Origin of the sequence: Streptomyces sp. NPDC003035 (assembly GCF_042888285.1) — a bacterium.
In the GTDB taxonomy this organism is placed as follows: domain Bacteria; phylum Actinomycetota; class Actinomycetes; order Streptomycetales; family Streptomycetaceae; genus Streptomyces.
Genome location: NZ_JBIAPJ010000008.1, coordinates 25868 through 41701, shown reverse-complemented (window position 1 = coordinate 41701; position 15834 = coordinate 25868). Strand labels below are relative to the sequence as shown.

16 protein-coding genes and 1 pseudogene are annotated in these 15834 nt (G+C 70.8%); 12 read left to right on the top strand and 5 right to left on the bottom strand.

Going from position 1 to position 15834, the window contains the following annotated elements; all coding sequences use genetic code 11:
- Window positions 1-15 precede the first annotated feature (15 nt).
- The 8 genes and pseudogenes from ACFYV5_RS24910 to ACFYV5_RS24875 form a co-directional block, all read left to right on the top strand.
- Complete coding sequence (locus tag ACFYV5_RS24910) at window positions 16-831, top strand: acetoacetate decarboxylase family protein (protein ID WP_389172066.1); 816 nt, start codon at window positions 16-18, stop codon at window positions 829-831.
- Complete coding sequence (locus ACFYV5_RS24905) at window positions 831-1715, top strand: SDR family NAD(P)-dependent oxidoreductase (protein WP_389172065.1); 885 nt, start codon at window positions 831-833, stop codon at window positions 1713-1715. The genes ACFYV5_RS24910 and ACFYV5_RS24905 overlap by 1 nt, the downstream gene beginning before the upstream one ends.
- An 11-nt stretch (window positions 1716-1726) precedes the next feature.
- The gene (locus ACFYV5_RS24900) at window positions 1727-3010 is read left to right on the top strand and encodes an amidohydrolase family protein (protein WP_355111508.1); all 1284 of its coding nucleotides are present in this window, start codon (window positions 1727-1729) and stop codon (window positions 3008-3010) included.
- Entirely contained in the window at window positions 3007-4233 is a 1227-nt protein-coding gene (locus ACFYV5_RS24895) for an amidohydrolase family protein (protein ID WP_355111510.1), read from the top strand. Before ACFYV5_RS24900 ends, ACFYV5_RS24895 begins: the two co-directional genes overlap by 4 nt.
- Window positions 4234-4258: 25 nt before the next feature.
- Window positions 4259-4972 carry a VIT family protein gene (locus tag ACFYV5_RS24890; protein ID WP_355111512.1) on the top strand — a complete coding sequence of 238 codons (714 nt, stop codon included), beginning with the start codon at window positions 4259-4261 and terminating at the stop codon, window positions 4970-4972.
- 111 nt (window positions 4973-5083) lie between these two features.
- Window positions 5084-5962, top strand: coding sequence for a sterol desaturase family protein (locus ACFYV5_RS24885; RefSeq protein WP_389172064.1), 879 nt, complete (start codon window positions 5084-5086; stop codon window positions 5960-5962).
- Window positions 5959-6591, top strand: a complete 633-nt coding sequence (locus tag ACFYV5_RS24880; protein WP_389172062.1) for a lysoplasmalogenase — start codon at window positions 5959-5961, stop codon at window positions 6589-6591. Before ACFYV5_RS24885 ends, ACFYV5_RS24880 begins: the two co-directional genes overlap by 4 nt.
- 45 nt (window positions 6592-6636) lie before the next feature.
- Window positions 6637-6813 (top strand): annotated as a pseudogene (locus ACFYV5_RS24875) (IMP dehydrogenase); the annotation flags it as partial.
- Here the strand turns inward: ACFYV5_RS24875 and ACFYV5_RS24870 are convergent.
- On the bottom strand, window positions 6803-8104 hold the full coding sequence (locus tag ACFYV5_RS24870; protein WP_389172060.1) for a CoA transferase: 1302 nt from the start codon (window positions 8102-8104) through the stop codon (window positions 6803-6805). The pseudogene ACFYV5_RS24875 and the gene ACFYV5_RS24870 sit on opposite strands and share 11 nt — an antisense overlap.
- A gap of 84 nt (window positions 8105-8188) precedes the next feature.
- A complete protein-coding gene (locus ACFYV5_RS24865; protein ID WP_355111521.1) occupies window positions 8189-9727 on the bottom strand; it encodes a S8 family serine peptidase in 1539 nt (512 codons plus the stop codon).
- A 295-nt stretch (window positions 9728-10022) separates the two neighbouring features.
- Between ACFYV5_RS24865 and ACFYV5_RS24860 the strand changes: the two genes are divergently transcribed.
- The 3 genes from ACFYV5_RS24860 (at window position 10023) to moaA (ending at window position 13188) form a co-directional block, all read left to right on the top strand.
- Window positions 10023-10409, top strand: coding sequence for a DUF485 domain-containing protein (locus ACFYV5_RS24860; RefSeq protein ID WP_389172058.1), 387 nt, complete (start codon window positions 10023-10025; stop codon window positions 10407-10409).
- A complete protein-coding gene (locus tag ACFYV5_RS24855) occupies window positions 10406-12034 on the top strand; it encodes a cation acetate symporter (protein WP_389172055.1) in 1629 nt (542 codons plus the stop codon). Before ACFYV5_RS24860 ends, ACFYV5_RS24855 begins: the two co-directional genes overlap by 4 nt.
- Before the next feature lie 152 nt (window positions 12035-12186).
- Window positions 12187-13188, top strand: a complete 1002-nt coding sequence (gene moaA, locus ACFYV5_RS24850) for a GTP 3',8-cyclase MoaA (RefSeq protein ID WP_355111525.1) — start codon at window positions 12187-12189, stop codon at window positions 13186-13188.
- Here moaA and ACFYV5_RS24845 read toward each other — a convergent pair.
- Together ACFYV5_RS24845 and ACFYV5_RS24840 are read right to left on the bottom strand one after the other, a co-directional pair.
- On the bottom strand, window positions 13171-13407 hold the full coding sequence (locus ACFYV5_RS24845) for a hypothetical protein (RefSeq protein ID WP_389172051.1): 237 nt from the start codon (window positions 13405-13407) through the stop codon (window positions 13171-13173). The two genes, moaA and ACFYV5_RS24845, sit on opposite strands and share 18 nt — an antisense overlap.
- 181 nt (window positions 13408-13588) lie before the next feature.
- Window positions 13589-13876 carry a DUF3099 domain-containing protein gene (locus tag ACFYV5_RS24840; RefSeq protein WP_389172048.1) on the bottom strand — a complete coding sequence of 96 codons (288 nt, stop codon included), beginning with the start codon at window positions 13874-13876 and terminating at the stop codon, window positions 13589-13591.
- A gap of 275 nt (window positions 13877-14151) precedes the next feature.
- On the opposite strand from ACFYV5_RS24840, the gene ACFYV5_RS24835 reads away from it, so the two are divergent.
- Window positions 14152-14427 carry a GlsB/YeaQ/YmgE family stress response membrane protein gene (locus ACFYV5_RS24835; protein ID WP_355111530.1) on the top strand — a complete coding sequence of 92 codons (276 nt, stop codon included), beginning with the start codon at window positions 14152-14154 and terminating at the stop codon, window positions 14425-14427.
- 134 nt (window positions 14428-14561) lie between these two features.
- Here the strand turns inward: ACFYV5_RS24835 and tyrS are convergent, their stop codons facing one another.
- Window positions 14562-15833, bottom strand: coding sequence for a tyrosine--tRNA ligase (gene tyrS, locus ACFYV5_RS24830; RefSeq protein WP_389172045.1), 1272 nt, complete (start codon window positions 15831-15833; stop codon window positions 14562-14564).
- Window position 15834 lies beyond the last annotated feature (1 nt).

Below are 15834 nucleotides of genomic sequence, written 5' to 3'. Positions count from 1 at the left end.
GAAGGGTGGTACGTCATGGCACGAGTACGGTACGGGGCGCGCACCGACGCCGAGATCACGGCGGCCCGCACGAAGAGCGCGAAGCTCCCCGACATCTGGTCCACCGGAGTGGTCGCCGTCTGGGAGACCGATCCGGACGTGGTGGCGGCCGTCCTGCCGCCCCCGCTGAAGCCCACCGAGCGGCCCCTCGTGCGGGCCAACATCTCCCAGGTCGACCTGCCCGGCTACCCCCTCGGTGCCGGCTCCGTCGCCGTCGCCGCCGGCCACGGCGACCAGGAGGGCTGGTACCCGCTCGTCATGCCGATGACCCTGGAGCGCGCCCTCGTCGGCGGCCGTGAGGTCTTCGGCGAACCGAAGAAGCTCGGCGAGGTCGCCGTCGAACGCGACGGGCTCGTCGTCCGCGCCTCGCTCGCCCGCCACGGCATCGCCTTCGTCGAGGTGCGCGGTGCGGTCTCCGGCACGCTGCCCCTGCCCGAGCCCGCCGAGAAGACCGACTTCTACTTCAAGTTCCTGCCGGCCGTCGATGGCGCCGGCACCGGCTTCGACGCCGACCCCGTCCTTGTCCACTGCGTCCGGAACGAGAAGGTCCGGAAGCTGGAACGGATCACGGGCGACATCGTCCTGCGCGAGTCCATGTACGACCCCGTCGCCGACCTCCCCGTCCGCCGGATCGTCGAGATCACCATCGGCGAGAAGACCACCGACCAGAAGGGCCGGGTCGTGGAGCGGGTGAGCGCCCAGGCCCTCCTGCCGTACATCCACCAGCGGTACGACGACCCCCAGCAGATCCTCGACGCGCCCCCGGAGGGGTCGACCGGGGGGAGTGTCTGATGGAGCTGCGCGAGGGACAGGTCGCCGTCGTCACCGGCGCGGCGAGCGGCATCGGACTCGCCATGGCGCGCCGCTTCGCCGCCGAGGGGCTCGCCGTCGTCCTCGGCGACGTGGAGGAGGCCGCGCTCGCCGAGGCGGCCGAGGAGCTGATGGAGGGCGGCGCGCAGATCCTCGCCCGTACCGTCGACGTCAGCGAGGCCGCCTCCGTACGGGCCTTCGCCGACGCGGCCTACGACACCTTCGGCGCCGTCCATGTCCTCTGCAACAACGCCGGGGTCGGCTCCGGCGCGGAGGGCCGTATGTGGGAGCACGAGCCCAACGACTGGAAGTGGGCCTTCGCCGTCAACGTCTGGGGCGTCTTCCACGGCATCCAGGCGTTCGTCCCGCGCATGCTCGCCGGCGGCGAGCCCGGACACGTCGTCAACACCTCGTCCGGGGACGGCGGGATCGCCCCGCTGCCCACCGCCTCCGTGTACGCCGTCACCAAGGCGGCCGTGGTGACGATGACCGAGTCGCTGTACGCGCACCTGAAGGCGGAGCACGCGCGCGTGGGGGCCTCCGTGCTCTTCCCGGGCCCGCACATGCTGCGCACCGGCCTGTGGGAGTCGCACCGCAACAGGCCCGCGCGGTACGCCAAGGAGCGGCCGCGCAAGACCCCGTACCGCAGCCTCGACCAGTGGGAGGCGGCCATGAAGGACGCCGGTCACGAGGTGGCCTTCACCCCGGTGGAGGAAGTCGCCGAGCACGTCGTCGACGGCATCCGCGCCGACCGGTTCTGGATGCTCCCGGCGAGCGAGCACAGCGACCGGCAGATCAGGGCGCGCTCGCGGTCGATGCTCGACCGCGCCGACCCGTCGTACCTGGAGAGCTTCATACTCGACTGAGGGACGTGACCATGAGCCACGAGGACCCGTACCTGATCATCTCCTCCGACTGTCACGCCGGTCTGCCCACCGAGCTGTACCGGCCCTATCTCGACTCCCGCCACCACCGCGCCTTCGACGAGTTCCTCGCCGGGCGGGAGGCCCGCCGCGAGGCCATGACCCGGCTCGGGGTGCGCAACGAGGACTTCGCGAACAAGTGGTTCAGCGACAACGAGGAAGGGCTGCGGGGCGGCTGGGACGCCGCGCAGCGGCTCAAGGAGCTGGACGGCGACGGGGTGGCCGCCGAGGTCGTCTTCCCCGACGCGGACGCCGTCGACAGCCGGACCGCCGCGCCCTTCGGGGTCGGCCTCGGGCTCTCCGGCGACCAGGACCCGGAGCTCGGCATGGCGGGCGCGCAGGCGCACAACCGCTGGCTGGCCGAGTTCGTCGGGCAGAATCCCGAACGACACTGCGGGGTCGCGCTCCTCCCGATCACGGCCGAGCCCTCGCGCGTCGTCGCCGAGATCCACCGCGCCAAGGAGTCCGGGCTCGGGGCGCTGATGATCCCCTCCATGTGGGTGGACAAGGAGCCGTACCACGACCGGCGCTACGACCCGGTCTGGGCGGCCGCCGCCGAGACCGGGATGCCGCTCGTCACCCACTCCGGCGCGGCGCCGCGCGAGGAGTACGGCGACCATCTCGGGATCTACGTCAGCGAGGTGACCTGGTGGCCGGCCAGGCCGCTGTGGTTCCTGCTCTGGTCCGGCGTCTTCGAGCGCCACCCGGGGCTGAGGTTCGGCGTCGCCGAGTCCGGCTGCTGGTGGCTGCCGAATCTGCTGTGGTTCATGGACCGGCTCTACCTGGGCGCGCACGGCGGGAAGAAGCTGTCCCCGTTCGCGGAGCTGAAGCGGCCGCCGAGCGAGTACCTGGACCGCCAGATCTTCGTCTGCGCCACCAACACCAAGCGGCGCGAGCTGGCGCAGCGGTACGAGATCGGCGTGGACAACATCCTGTGGGGCTCCGACTTCCCGCACCCGGAGGGGACCTGGCCCGCCACGCGCGCGTGGCTGCGGAACACGTTCCACGACATCCCGGTGGAGGAGACGCGCCGGATGCTGGGCCTGGCTGCGGCGGAGGTCTTCGGATTCGATATTCGAATATTGGATCCGATCGCCCGCCGCATCGGCCCTACCCCCGCCGAGCTCGGCCAGTCGCCCGACCAGGCGGCGGTGGAGGCGTCCTGGGCGCGCTCCCGCGAGGTCGGCCGCCACTGGCTGACGGACCACGACTTCCCGACCCTGGGAGTGACGCCATGACGGACCGTTACACGGTCGTCTCGGCGGACTGCCACGCCGGCGCGGACCTGCTGGACTACAAGCCGTACCTGGAGAAGAAGCACCACGAGGACTTCGACGCGTGGGCGGCCGGCTACGTCAACCCGTACGAGGACCTGCTCGCCGACACCGCCGACCGCAACTGGAACTCGGAGCGACGGCTGTGCGAGCTGGAGGCGGACGGGATCGTCGCGGAGGTCGTCTTCCCCAACACCATCCCGCCGTTCTTCCCCTCCGCCTCGCTGATGGCACCGGCCCCGACCCGGGCGGAGTTCGAGCAGCGCTGGGCCGGGCTGCGCGCGCACAACCGGTGGCTGGCCGACTTCTGCGCGGCCGCGCCCGGCCGCCGGGCGGGCGTGGCGCAGATCCTCCTCAACGACGTCGACGAGGCGGTACGGGAGATCCGCCGCACCAGGGAGGCGGGCCTGACCGGCGGCATCCTGCTGCCCGGCGCCCCGCCCGGCAGCGGGGTCCCGGAGCTGTACTCGCGTACGTACGACCCCATCTGGGCCGTCTGCGCGGAGCTGGACATCCCCGTCAACCACCACGGCGGCTCCGCCTCGCCGCCGCTCGGCGACGAACCGGCCGCGCGTGCGGTGTTCATGGTGGAGACGACGTGGTTCTCGCACCGGGCGCTGTGGCACCTGGTGTTCGGCGGAGCGTTCCGCCGCCACCCCGGCCTGAAGCTCGTCCTGACCGAGCAGGGTTCGGGCTGGATCCCCGGGGTCATGGAGATGCTGGACTACTACCACGCGCGCCTGGTCGCGGCCGCCTCGCGGGCCGCCACCGCCGAATCGAAGTTCGGAGCCGGCCTCGCGGAGTCGATGGGCAAGGGTCCCAGCGAGGTCTGGCGGGACAACTGCTTCGTCGGCGCGAGCTTCATGCGCCCGCACGAGGTGCCGCTGCGCGACCGGATCGGTCTCGACAAGATCATGTGGGGCAGCGACTACCCGCACGACGAGGGCACGACCCCGTACTCCCGCGAAGGCCTCCGCATCGCCTACGCGGGGCTGCCGAGGGAGGAGGTCGCGGCGATGGTCGGCGGCAACGCGGCCCGGGTCTACGGCTTCGACCTGAGGCTCCTGGACTCCCTGGCGGCCGTGCACGGCCCGACCGTCGAGGAGATCGCCGAGCCCCTGAAGGAGGTCCCGCCGGACGCCACGAGCCCCGCCTTCGCCCCGGGCGGGTCGGTCCGCGTCTGGTGAGGGGCCGGGTGAGACCCTCCCGGTTGTGACTGATGCCCCTGTGCACGACGAAGCCCATGGCGGCGGTCTCGGAGTCCGTCTCAACTGGCTCCGGGCCGCCGTGCTGGGAGCCAACGACGGCGTCGTCTCCACCGCCGGACTCGTCGTCGGCGTCGCCGGCGCGACCGAGTCGCAGGCGGCGCTCCTGACCGCCGGTCTGGCCGGCCTGCTGGCCGGTTCGATGTCGATGGCGGCGGGGGAGTACGTCTCGGTCTCCACCCAGCGCGACTCGGAGAGGGCGGCTCTGGCGGAGGAGAAGCGCGAACTGCGGGAACAGCCGGAGGCCGAACTGGCCGAGCTGACCGGCCTGTTGTCGGACCGCGGCCTCTCCCCGGACGTCGCCCGCGAGGCCGCGGAACAACTCACCGAACGCGACGCGCTGCGCGCCCACGCGCGCGTGGAGCTCGGTATCGACCCCGACGAGCTCACCAACCCCTGGCACGCCGCCGGTGCCAGCTTCCTCGCCTTCACGGCCGGCGCCCTGCTCCCGCTCCTCGCGATCGTCCTCCCACCCGCCTCGATCCGCCTCTGGGTCACGGTCCTGTCCGTCCTCGCCGCCCTCGCGGTCACCGGCTGGTGGAGCGCCCGCCTGGGCGCGGCCCCACCGGGCCGAGCGGTCCTGCGCAACATGGGCGGCGGGGCCTTGGCGATGGCGGTGACGTACGCGGCGGGGTCGCTGCTGGGAGCGGCGGGGGTGTGAGAAAGCGCGGTCCTTGTCGGAAGGTGCCAAAGCCTGCTGACAAGTCGTCTCGCATACTTGTTGGTAACAACGTCTAGCCGCGCCCCGACCCCCACCTCTACCGTCGTCGGCATGCCGAACCTGCCCGATGTCGTGCTCTGGTCCATACCGGCGTTCGTCCTGCTCACCGTCCTCGAGATGGTCAGCTACCGGCTCCATCCCGACGAGGACGCCGCCGGATACGAGACCAAGGACGCTGCCACCAGCCTCGGCATGGGGATCGGCAGTCTCGCCTTCGACTTCCTCTGGAAGATCCCGATCGTCGCGATCTACACCGCGGTCTACGAGCTCACCCCGCTCCGGGTGCCCGTCCTGTGGTGGACGATCCCGCTGATGCTGCTCGCCCAGGACTTCTTCTACTACTGGCAGCACCGCGGCCACCACGTCATCCGCATCCTGTGGGCCTGCCACGTCGTCCACCACAGCAGCCGCAAGTTCAACCTCACCACCGCGCTGCGCCAGCCCTGGACCAGCCTCACCTCGTGGCCGTTCTACCTGCCGATGATCGCGCTCGGCGTCCACCCGGCCGCCGTCGCCTTCTGCTACTCGGTCAACCTCGTCTACCAGTTCTGGATCCACACCGAGCGCATCGACAAGCTGCCCCGCCCCTTCGAGTACGTCCTCAACACGCCCTCCCACCACCGCGTCCACCACGCCTCCCAGGGCGGCTACCTGGACCGCAACTTCGGCGGCATCCTGATCGTCTGGGACCGCATGTTCGGTTCCTGGGTGGGGGAGACCGCCAAGCCCGTCTTCGGGCTCACCAAGAACATCGAGACCTACAACCCGCTGCGCGTCGCCACCCACGAGTACGCCGCCATCGCCCGCGACGTACGGGCCGCCACCAGCTGGCGCGAGCGCGCCGGACGGGTCTTCCGCGGGCCCGGCTGGCAGCCCGGTCCCGCCGCCGGCAAGGGCCCCGGCCCCGCCGCCGCGGAGCCGGCCGCGTGAGGCCGTCGTCCCGAGTCCTCCTCGCCGCCTTCGCGCTCGCCGTCGCCGTCGACCTGGTCTCCCTCCTCGCGGGCGCCGAACTCGGGCACCGGATCGCCAAGCCGCTGCTCATGCCGCTGCTCGCCGCGTACGCCGCCACCCGCGGCGCCCCGAGGCTCCTGCTCGCCGCACTCCTCTTCGGCTGGGGCGGGGACGTCTTCCTGCTCTCCGACGCCGACTGGGCCTTCCTCGTCGGCATGGGCTCCTTCGCCGCCGGTCACGTCTGCTACCTGGTGCTGTTCGGACGACGGCGTACGTCCCTTCCCCTCGGGATCGCGTACTCCGCCGCCCTCGTCGGCACCGTCGCGCTCCTGTGGCCCGACCTCCCCGCCGAGCTGCGGATCCCCGTCGCCGGCTACTCGCTCCTGCTGACCGCCATGGCGTACAAGTCCAGTGCTCTGGGCCTCACCGCGGGGGTCGGCGGCGCGCTGTTCCTGCTCTCCGACACACTCATCGCGAGCGGGGTCGCCGACTGGCCCCAGCCGCCGGTCCCCGACTTCTGGGTCATGCTGACCTACATCGCCGCCCAGTACCTGCTGACCGCGGGCGCCCTGAAGGCGGAGTGCGGCGAACGTCGTACGACCGGCTGACGGCGAGGACCGCCCGCCAAGCGCGCCACCACCATCCACGCGCCGCTGCGCGGCGGCGTCGCGCCGGTCCGGGCGTACATCCCCGAACTGCTCCCGGACGTCCTCGACGGGACGATCGACCCGTCCCCGGTCTTCGACCTGACCGTCGGCCTCGACGGCGTACCGGACGGCTACCGGGCCATGGACGAGCGCACCGCGCCGAAGGTCCTCGTCACGCCGTGAGCCAGGCCGGGTCGTCTCCGCCCTGGCGGCCCGGCGGACGTGACCAGCTCGCCGGGCCGCCCTCGTACGAGACGGGCGAGAGCGCGTGCCGCAGCCGGCCCAGCGGCCCGTCCGTCTCGGTCAGGTACCGCTCCGGCTCGTACCGGGGGAGCGTGTGCGTCAGCCAGTGGCCCGTCTGCGCCAGCGCGAGACGTACGAGACGGGTGCCGCCGTCCCGGTCCTGCTCGGTCAGGGAGCGCAGCACGGCCGCCGCGAGCAGATACCCGGAGCCGTGGTCCAGGGCCTGGGCCGGCAGCACGCCCGGCTTCTCCTCGGAGCCCTCGGTCGCGGCGATACCGGTCGCCACCTGCACCAGGCTGTCGAAGCCGCGCCGCTCGCCCCAGGGGCCGTAGTCACCCCAGGCCGAGAGCCGCGCGATCACCAGACCCGGCCGGTGGAGGCCGAAGCGGTCCAGGGCGCCCGGGCGGTATCCGGTGACCAGCACGTCGGCCGCGTCCAGCAGCTCGTCGAACGTGCGGCGGTCCGCGGAGCGGTCGAGATCGAGCGCGGCCGTCCGCTTGCCGATGTCCGTGTCCGCGTGCTGGTCGGGCAGCTCGGGGTTCTCCGGCGGGTCGATCCGCAGCACGTCCGCCCCGAGCAGGGCGAGCGTCCTCGTCGCGACAGGCCCGGCGATGACCCGGGTCAGGTCCAGCACCCGGAGGGGACCCGAACGCCGCCTCGGCGCCGCGTCGTCCAACCGCTCACGCGTCAGCGGCGGCCGCTTCGCCACCTCCCGGCCCTGCTCGGACGCCGCCCACTCCTCCGGGGTGCGCAGGGCGACAGCGAGGCCCCCGGCCGCGTACACGGCTGTCTCCAGCTCCTCGGCGCCGCGCCGCCCGATCGCCGACCTGACGGCCTCCGGCGACTCCTCCCGTACCTCCAGCGCGCGCAGCAGCGCCGCCCGATGGTGCGGGTAGTTGGCGTGGGTACGGATCCAGCCGTCGGCGGCGCGGAAGAAACCGGACAGCGGCGCGAAGTTCACCGGTGCCCGCCCGTCGACGCGGAGATGACGCTCGCTCACGAACGCCGTGGCGACCGCCCCGTCGTCGACCCGGACCGGACCGGGAAGGCCCGCCCGCTCCACCGCCGCCAGGCCCGCGACCGCGACCGTCGCCCGGGCCAGGTCCATCACCGGCAGCCGGGCCGGCAACAGCCCGGAGGGCCCGCCGTACGACACCCGGTCGACCAGGGCGGGATCGCCGCCGAGAGCCGACCACAACAACTCCGTACCTGTACGTACTGTGTTGACCATGACCGCATGATGGCACTCGGTGCCATGCGAAGGGGCCCTGGTGTGGCGTACCCCACCAGGGCCCCTCCCTCACATGCGTGCCGGTCAGCGGCGCACGGCGTCGAGCGCGTCGACCATGCCGGCTCCGTAGAAGCCGTTCTTGTTGACACCGCCCTCGCAGACGGCGTCGACGGTGCCGTTGCCGTCGATGTCGTACGGGTTCGTGCAGGCGCGGTCGTCGGCCTGCGCGTAGAGCAGAGCCTTGAGCGCGGCCGGGCTCGCGTGCGGGTGCGTCGACTTCAGCAGCGCGAGCACACCGGCGGCGTGCGGCGCGGCCATCGACGTACCGGCCTTGTAGTTGTAGCCGCCGTTGACCGTGGTCGACAGGATGCGGCCGTTGACCGCCGGGGCGGCCGGGGTCTGGTACTCGGTGCGGTCGCCGCCGGGCGCCGCGATGTCGATGACGCCGTCACCGTAGTTCGAGTACGAGGACTTCAGGTCCTTGGCACCCGTCGCGGAGACCGTGACCACGCCCGGCAGCATGGCCGGGTAGTCGAGGCACTCCCGCGGGTCGATGACGCGGGTCACCGGCGTGGTGTCGTTCGGGCTGGTGACGTCCGTGAGTTCGTCCGCCGCCAGGTCCATCTTGGAGTTGCCGGCCGCCGCGACGTTGACCGTGCCCTTGCGCTCCGCGTAGCGGGTGGCGCGGGTGACGGCCTCGATCAGCGCCTTCTGGTCGGCGTCGTTCTTGCACGCGAACAGCCACGGGTCCGTGTAGTAGCTGTTGTTGGTGATCTCGATGCCGCGCTCGGCCGCCCACATGAAGCCGCAGACGACGGCCTCGGTGTAGAAGAAGCCGTCCGGGGTGGACACCTTGATGCCCGAGATCTTCACGCCCGGCGCGACGCCGGTGACGCCGATGCCGTTCTTGGCGGCGGCGATGGTGCCGGCGACGTGCGTGCCGTGATCGCTCTCGCCCGGGTTCGGACGCCACGAGCCCGGCGTCGTGTCCGGAGCGCCGGTCACGCAGTTGGCGGAGGCGGCGGCGTCGAAGTTCGGCGCCAGGTCGGGGTGGGTGTCGTCGACACCCGTGTCGATGACGCCGACCGTCACCTTGCTGCTGCCGAGCGTCTTCTGGTGGGCCTTGTCCGCCTTGATGGCGGGCAGGTCCCACTGCAGGGGCTCGAGCGGGTCCTGCGCGTCCGTGGCACCGGCCGCGGCGGCCGTCGCCTCGGCCGCGGTGAGCGCCTGGGCGCCTTCGCCGACCGAGGTGTCGGTCTGGGCGGAGAGCGGCGCGGTACGCGTCGAACCGGCGGACACCACGCCGTCGGCCTGGCGGATCGTCTTCGCGAACTCGGGGTTCTGCGAGTGGACGACGATGACACCGATCTGGTCATAGGAGATGACCACCGTGCCACCGGCCGCGGCTATCGCCTTCTTCACCGAGGCGGCCGTCCAGCGGCCTCCCTCGATGTTCACGACGTACGACAGCTTGGGGCCGTCCGTCGAGACGGCGGCCGTCGCCGGGGCGTCGCTCACCTCGGCGGCGGATGCGCCGGCCGGAAGGAAGCCGAGGGAGGCCGTGAGCGCGAGTCCGGCAGGCAGAGCGAGTACTCGGCCGCGTCTCGATCCCAGATGAGCCATGGGTTCTCCACATCATCCGTATGTACTGCCCGCGCGCGGATTACGGACGGGCAGGTGCATGACGAGTGAAGTTATCGCTGATCTTGCCGACCCTTCAATGAGTTGAGCCGACTTGATACAGATCAGGAGGAAGATCCAGGACGGGTCCCCGGGAGAAAAAATCCGCGGTGAACCGCGTCGCCCCGGCCTCCGTGCCGTTGTGCAGGGGAGGAGCTCCGCAGCGGAGCGCCGTCCCCCACCCCCCAGCGAGGCCCCTTTGTCCATGCCCACCGCACCCGCGTCCCGAGGAGAATCCGTGGCCACCGAAGCACCACCGCCGCCCCCGGGCGGCACGGACGCCGCTCCCCACGGCCCCGTCCAGCCCACGACCGAGGCCTTCGTCGAGGTGCAGGAGAGTGCGGAATTCGGCGAACTGCGCCGCACGTACCGCTCCTTCGCCTTCCCCCTGACGGTCGCCTTCATCGCCTGGTACCTGCTGTACGTGCTGCTCTCCAGCTACGCGGGCGGCTTCATGGGGATCAAGCTCTTCGGCAACATCAACGTGGCGCTCGTCCTCGGCCTCGGCCAGTTCGCCACCACCTTCCTCATCGCCTGGCTCTACTCGCGGCACGCGGCGAACCGCCTCGACCCGAAGGCCGAGGCCATCAAGTCCCGTATGGAGCGCACGGAGGCCGACGCGTGAGCAGCACGACTCTTCTCCTCGCGGCGGGCAACGCCACCAGCGAGCACCGACCGCTGATCATCGCCCTCTTCGGTGCCTTCGTCGTCGCCACGCTCGTCATCACCGTCTGGGCCGGCCGCCAGACCAAGAGCGCCGCCGACTTCTACGCCGGCGGCCGCCAGTTCACCGGGTTCCAGAACGGCCTGGCGATCTCCGGCGACTACATGTCCGCCGCGTCCTTCCTCGGCATCGCCGGCGCCATCGCGCTCTTCGGCTACGACGGCTTCCTGTACTCGATCGGCTTCCTGGTCGCCTGGCTGGTCGCCCTGCTCCTGGTCGCCGAGCCGCTGCGCAACTCCGGCCGCTTCACCATGGGCGACGTCCTCGCCTACCGGATGCGCCAGCGCCCCGTCCGTACCGCCGCCGGCACCTCCACCATCGTCGTCTCGATCTACTACCTGCTCGCCCAGATGGCCGGCGCCGGCGTCCTCGTCTCGCTGCTCCTCGGCATCACCAGCGACGGCGGAAAGATCGCCATCGTCGCCCTCGTCGGCGTGCTGATGATCGTGTACGTCACCATCGGCGGCATGAAGGGCACCACCTGGGTGCAGATGGTCAAGGCCGTCCTGCTCATCGCGGGCACGCTCCTGATCACCTTCCTCATCCTGCTGAAGTTCAACTTCAACCTCTCCGACCTGCTGGGCGCGGCCGCCACCAACAGCGGCAAGGGATCGGCCTTCCTGGAGCCCGGGCTCAAGTACGGCGTCAGCGGCATCTCGAAGCTGGACTTCATCTCGCTCGGCATCGCGCTCGTCCTCGGCACGGCCGGACTGCCGCACATCCTGATCCGCTTCTACACGGTGCCGACCGCCAAGGCCGCGCGTAAGTCGGTCAACTGGGCCATCGGTATCATCGGCGCCTTCTACCTGATGACGATCGTCCTCGGCTTCGGCGCCGCGGCCCTGCTGAAGAACAGCGACATCATCGCCTCCAACAAGGCGGGCAACACGGCTGCCCCGCTGGCGGCCCTGGAGATCGGCGGAGGCGCCGGCTCCACCGGCGGCGCGATCCTGCTCGCGGTGATCTCCGCCGTCGCCTTCGCCACCATCCTCGCGGTCGTCGCCGGACTGACCCTGGCCTCGTCCTCCTCCTTCGCGCACGACATCTACGCCAACGTCATCCGGCGCGGAAAGGCCACCGAGAAGGAGGAGGTCCGTGCCGCCCGCTGGGCGACCGTCCTCATCGGCGTCGTCTCGATCGCGCTCGGCGCGCTCGCCCGCGACCTCAACGTCGCCGGCCTGGTCGCCCTCGCCTTCGCGGTCGCCGCCTCCGCCAACCTGCCGACGATCCTCTACAGCCTGTTCTGGAAGCGGTTCACGACCCAGGGCGCGCTCTGGTCGATCTACGGCGGTCTGATCTCCTCGGTCGTCCTGGTGCTGTTCTCGCCGGTCGTCTCCGGCAAGCCCACCTCGATGTTCAAGACCGTGGACTTCTACTGGTTCCCGCTCGAGAACCCGGGCCTCGTCTCCATCCCGCTCGGCTTCCTGCTCGGCTGGCTCGGCTCCCTCCTCTCGAAGGAGGAGCCGGACAAGGGCAAGTACGCGGAACTGGAGGTCAAGTCCCTCACCGGTGTCGGAGCGCACTGATCCGCACACGGTGCGCGACCGCGCGGCGGCCGCGTCGTAGGGTCCTACGACGCGGCCGCTCCGGTCCTCGTTCCAATCGGCCCCTGCTGGTTGTCGGCGCTCTCGCGTAGGCTCGCTGTATACATCACCGGAAGACGGGGAGGGGGCCCACAGTGCTCATCGACACCTACGGCCGTGTGGCCACTGACCTGCGTGTTTCGCTTACCGACCGGTGCAATCTGCGGTGTACGTACTGTATGCCGGAAGAGGGCCTGCAGTGGCTGGCCAAGCCCGATCTGCTGACGGACGACGAGATCGTCCGGCTGATACGGATCGCGGTCACCGATCTCGGCGTCACCGAGGTCCGCTTCACCGGCGGCGAGCCTCTGCTCCGCCCCGGCCTCGTCGGCATCGTCGAGCGGTGCGCGGCCCTGGAGCCCCGCCCCAAGATGTCCCTGACCACGAACGGCATCGGGCTCAAGCGCACGGCCGCCGCCCTGAAGGCCGCGGGCCTGGACCGGGTCAACGTCTCGCTGGACACGCTGCGGCCGGAGGTCTTCAAGACCCTCACGCGCCGTGACCGCCACCACGACGTGCTCGACGGCATGGCCGCCGCCCGCGACGCCGGTCTCACCCCGGTCAAGGTCAACGCGGTCCTGATGCCCGGGCTCAACGACGACGAGGCCCCCGACCTGCTGGCCTGGGCGGTGGAGAACGCATACGAGCTGCGCTTCATCGAGCAGATGCCGCTCGACGCCCAGCACGGCTGGAAGCGCGACGGCATGATCACCGCCGGGGACATCCTGCAGTCGCTGCGCACCCGCTTCACGCTGACCCCCGAGGGCGCGGACGAGCGTGGCTCGGCCCCCGCCGAGCGCTGGGTCGTGGACGGCGGGCCGCACACGGTCGGCGTCATCGCCTCCGTCACCCGCCCGTTCTGCCGGGCCTGCGACCGGACCCGGCTGACCGCCGACGGTCAGGTGCGCACGTGTCTGTTCGCCACCGAGGAGACCGACCTGCGGGCCGCGCTGCGTGCGGCGGAGCCGAGCGAGGCGTCCGACGCGGAGATCGCCCGGATCTGGAAGCTGGCGATGTGGGGCAAGAAGGCCGGCTCCGGCCTGGACGACCCGAGCTTCCTCCAGCCGGAGCGCCCGATGTCAGCGATCGGCGGTTGAGTCGGACGAGTCGGCCGAGCCCCACTCCGCGAGCGGGACGACGTCCTTGAGGAACCCTCGTACGCCGAGGAACTGCGAGAGATGCTCGCGGTGCTCCTCGCAGGCGAGCCAGGTCTTGCGGCGCTCGGGCGTGTGCAGCTTGGGGTTGTTCCAGGCCAGCACCCACACCGCGTCGACGCGGCAGCCCTTGGCGGAACAGATCGGGGTTTCGTCACTCACCCGATCATTGTCCAGCAATGGCGATGCCGGGCAGCCACGGGGGGAGCTGCCCGGCATCGGTCCGTCGCTCCGACGGGGGATGCGGAGCGCGTAGGAAGTATGTCATGGGGAATGGGGTGTGGTGCACCGGAACTTCATGATTGATCTGAGCTTTTCTTGAGCCTTTAAGTCGCTGTAATGATCAACTCTGACCGTACGAACGTTCCGTACGCGCTTCCGCCGAGGTGTCCGCCGAGGTGTCCCCCGAGATGTCCCCGGGTTCCCCGGTAGGGAGCTCCGGACGGGGCGGCACCGACACGAACGTGGAGGGAAGGGACGGCGGCTTCTCCCGGCCCGCGTTGGCGATGACCACCGCGACGTAGGGGAGCAGGGCGCCGAGAACGAGCGCCACGATGGCCACATGCCGCTCGACGTTCCACAGGCAGACCGCGGCGATGACGGACAGCGTCCGCACCGACATCGAGATCACATACCGTCGCTCCCGGCCGCGGACATCGTCGGACAGGCCCTGACGAGCTCCGGTGATTCGGAAAACCTCTGCTTCGCCATGCTTCCGCATCGCATTCCACCAGCCAGTGTCACGCCGGACTCTCCCCGGTCCGGACCTTTCTCCACGGTACGCCCGTCGGCCGAGGTCGCGAAGGCCGGGTCCCGTATGGCTCCGTCCGACATGCGTCGTATGGCGAAGAGGCCGAGACTGGGCCCACATGCGCAGATTGCGCCGCATGAGGAGGCGAGGCGACCATGAGTTGGTTGTGGGCAATCATCGTGGGCTTGGTGCTCGGCCTGATCGCGAAGGCGATCATTCCGGGAAAGCAGCAGATCCCGCTGTGGCTGACGGTCATTTTCGGCATCATCGGCAGTATTCTCGGCAATTCCGTCGCGGCCTGGATCGGGGTCGAGGACACCAAGGGGATCGACTGGATCCGCCACCTGCTCCAACTCGCCGGCGCGGTCGTCGTGGTGGGTCTGGGCGACATGCTGTGGGCCGCGATCCGGGGCGACAGACGCCGGGCGTGACCCAGCCGCGAGCATGACCCAGCGCCGGGCATGACCCAGCGCCGGGCGTGATGGCCCGGACGGTGCCTGGACACGTCGGAGGCCGGAACGCGCTCGATGCGCGTACCGGCCTCCGGCGTGTCGAGCTCCGGGCCTCAGCCCTCCGAGCCGACCTCGATCGCCGCCAGGTTCTTCTTGCCCCGGCGCAGCACCAGCCAGCGGCCGTGCAGCAGCTCCTCCGCCGACACCTCCGCGTCCTCGGCGGTGACCTTCACGTTGTTCACGTACGCCCCGCCCTCCTTCACCGTCCGGCGCGCCGCCGACTTGCTCGGCGCCAGACCGACCTCGGTGAACAGGTCCACGACCTGCCCGAGCTCCGCCACGCGCGCGTGCGGCAGCTCCGAGAGCGCGGCGGCCAGCGTCGGCGCGTCCAGCTCGGTGAGGTCACCCTGCCCGAACAGCGCCTTCGAGGCGTTGATGACGGCCGCGCACTGCTCGGCGCCGTGCACCAGCGTCGTCAGCTCCTCGGCGAGCGCCCGCTGGGCGGCCCGGGCCTGGGGCCGCTCGGCGGTCTGCCGCTCGAGCTCCTCGAGCTCCTCGCGGGACTTGAAGGACAGGATCCGCATGTAGGTGGAGATGTCCCGGTCGTCCACGTTCAGCCAGAACTGGTAGAACGCGTACGGCGTCGTCATCTCCGGGTCGAGCCACACGGCCCCGCCCTCGGTCTTGCCGAACTTGGTGCCGTCCGCCTTGACCATCAGCGGGGTCGCCAGCGCGTGCACCTCCGCCCCGGGCTCCAGCCGGTGGATCAGGTCGAGGCCCGCCACCAGGTTGCCCCACTGGTCGGACCCGCCCTGCTGCAGCGTGCAGCCGTAGCGGCGGTACAGCTCCAGGAAGTCCATGCCCTGGAGCAGCTGGTAGCTGAACTCGGTGTAGCTGATGCCCTGCTCGGACTCCAGACGCCGGGCGACGGAGTCCTTGGTCAGCATCTTGTTGACCCGGAAGTGCTTGCCGATGTCCCGCAGGAACTCGATCGCCGACATGCCGGCGGTCCAGTCCAGATTGTTCACCATGATCGCCGCGTTCTCCCCCTCGAAGGAGAGGAACGGCTCGATCTGCGTCCGCAGCCGGTTCACCCAGTTCGCGACCGTCTCCGGATCGTTCAGGGTGCGCTCGGCGGTCGGCCGGGGGTCACCGATCTGGCCGGTGGCCCCACCGACCAGCGCCAGCGGCCGGTGACCGGCCTGCTGGAGCCGGCGGACGGTCAGCACCTGGACCAGGTGGCCGACGTGGAGACTGGCCGCGGTCGGGTCGAAACCGCAATAGAACGTGACGGGACCGTCCGCGAGAGCCTTGCGCAATGCGTCCTCGTCAGTGGACTGGGCGAAGAGCCCACGCCACTTCAGCTCGTCGACGATGTCCGTCACG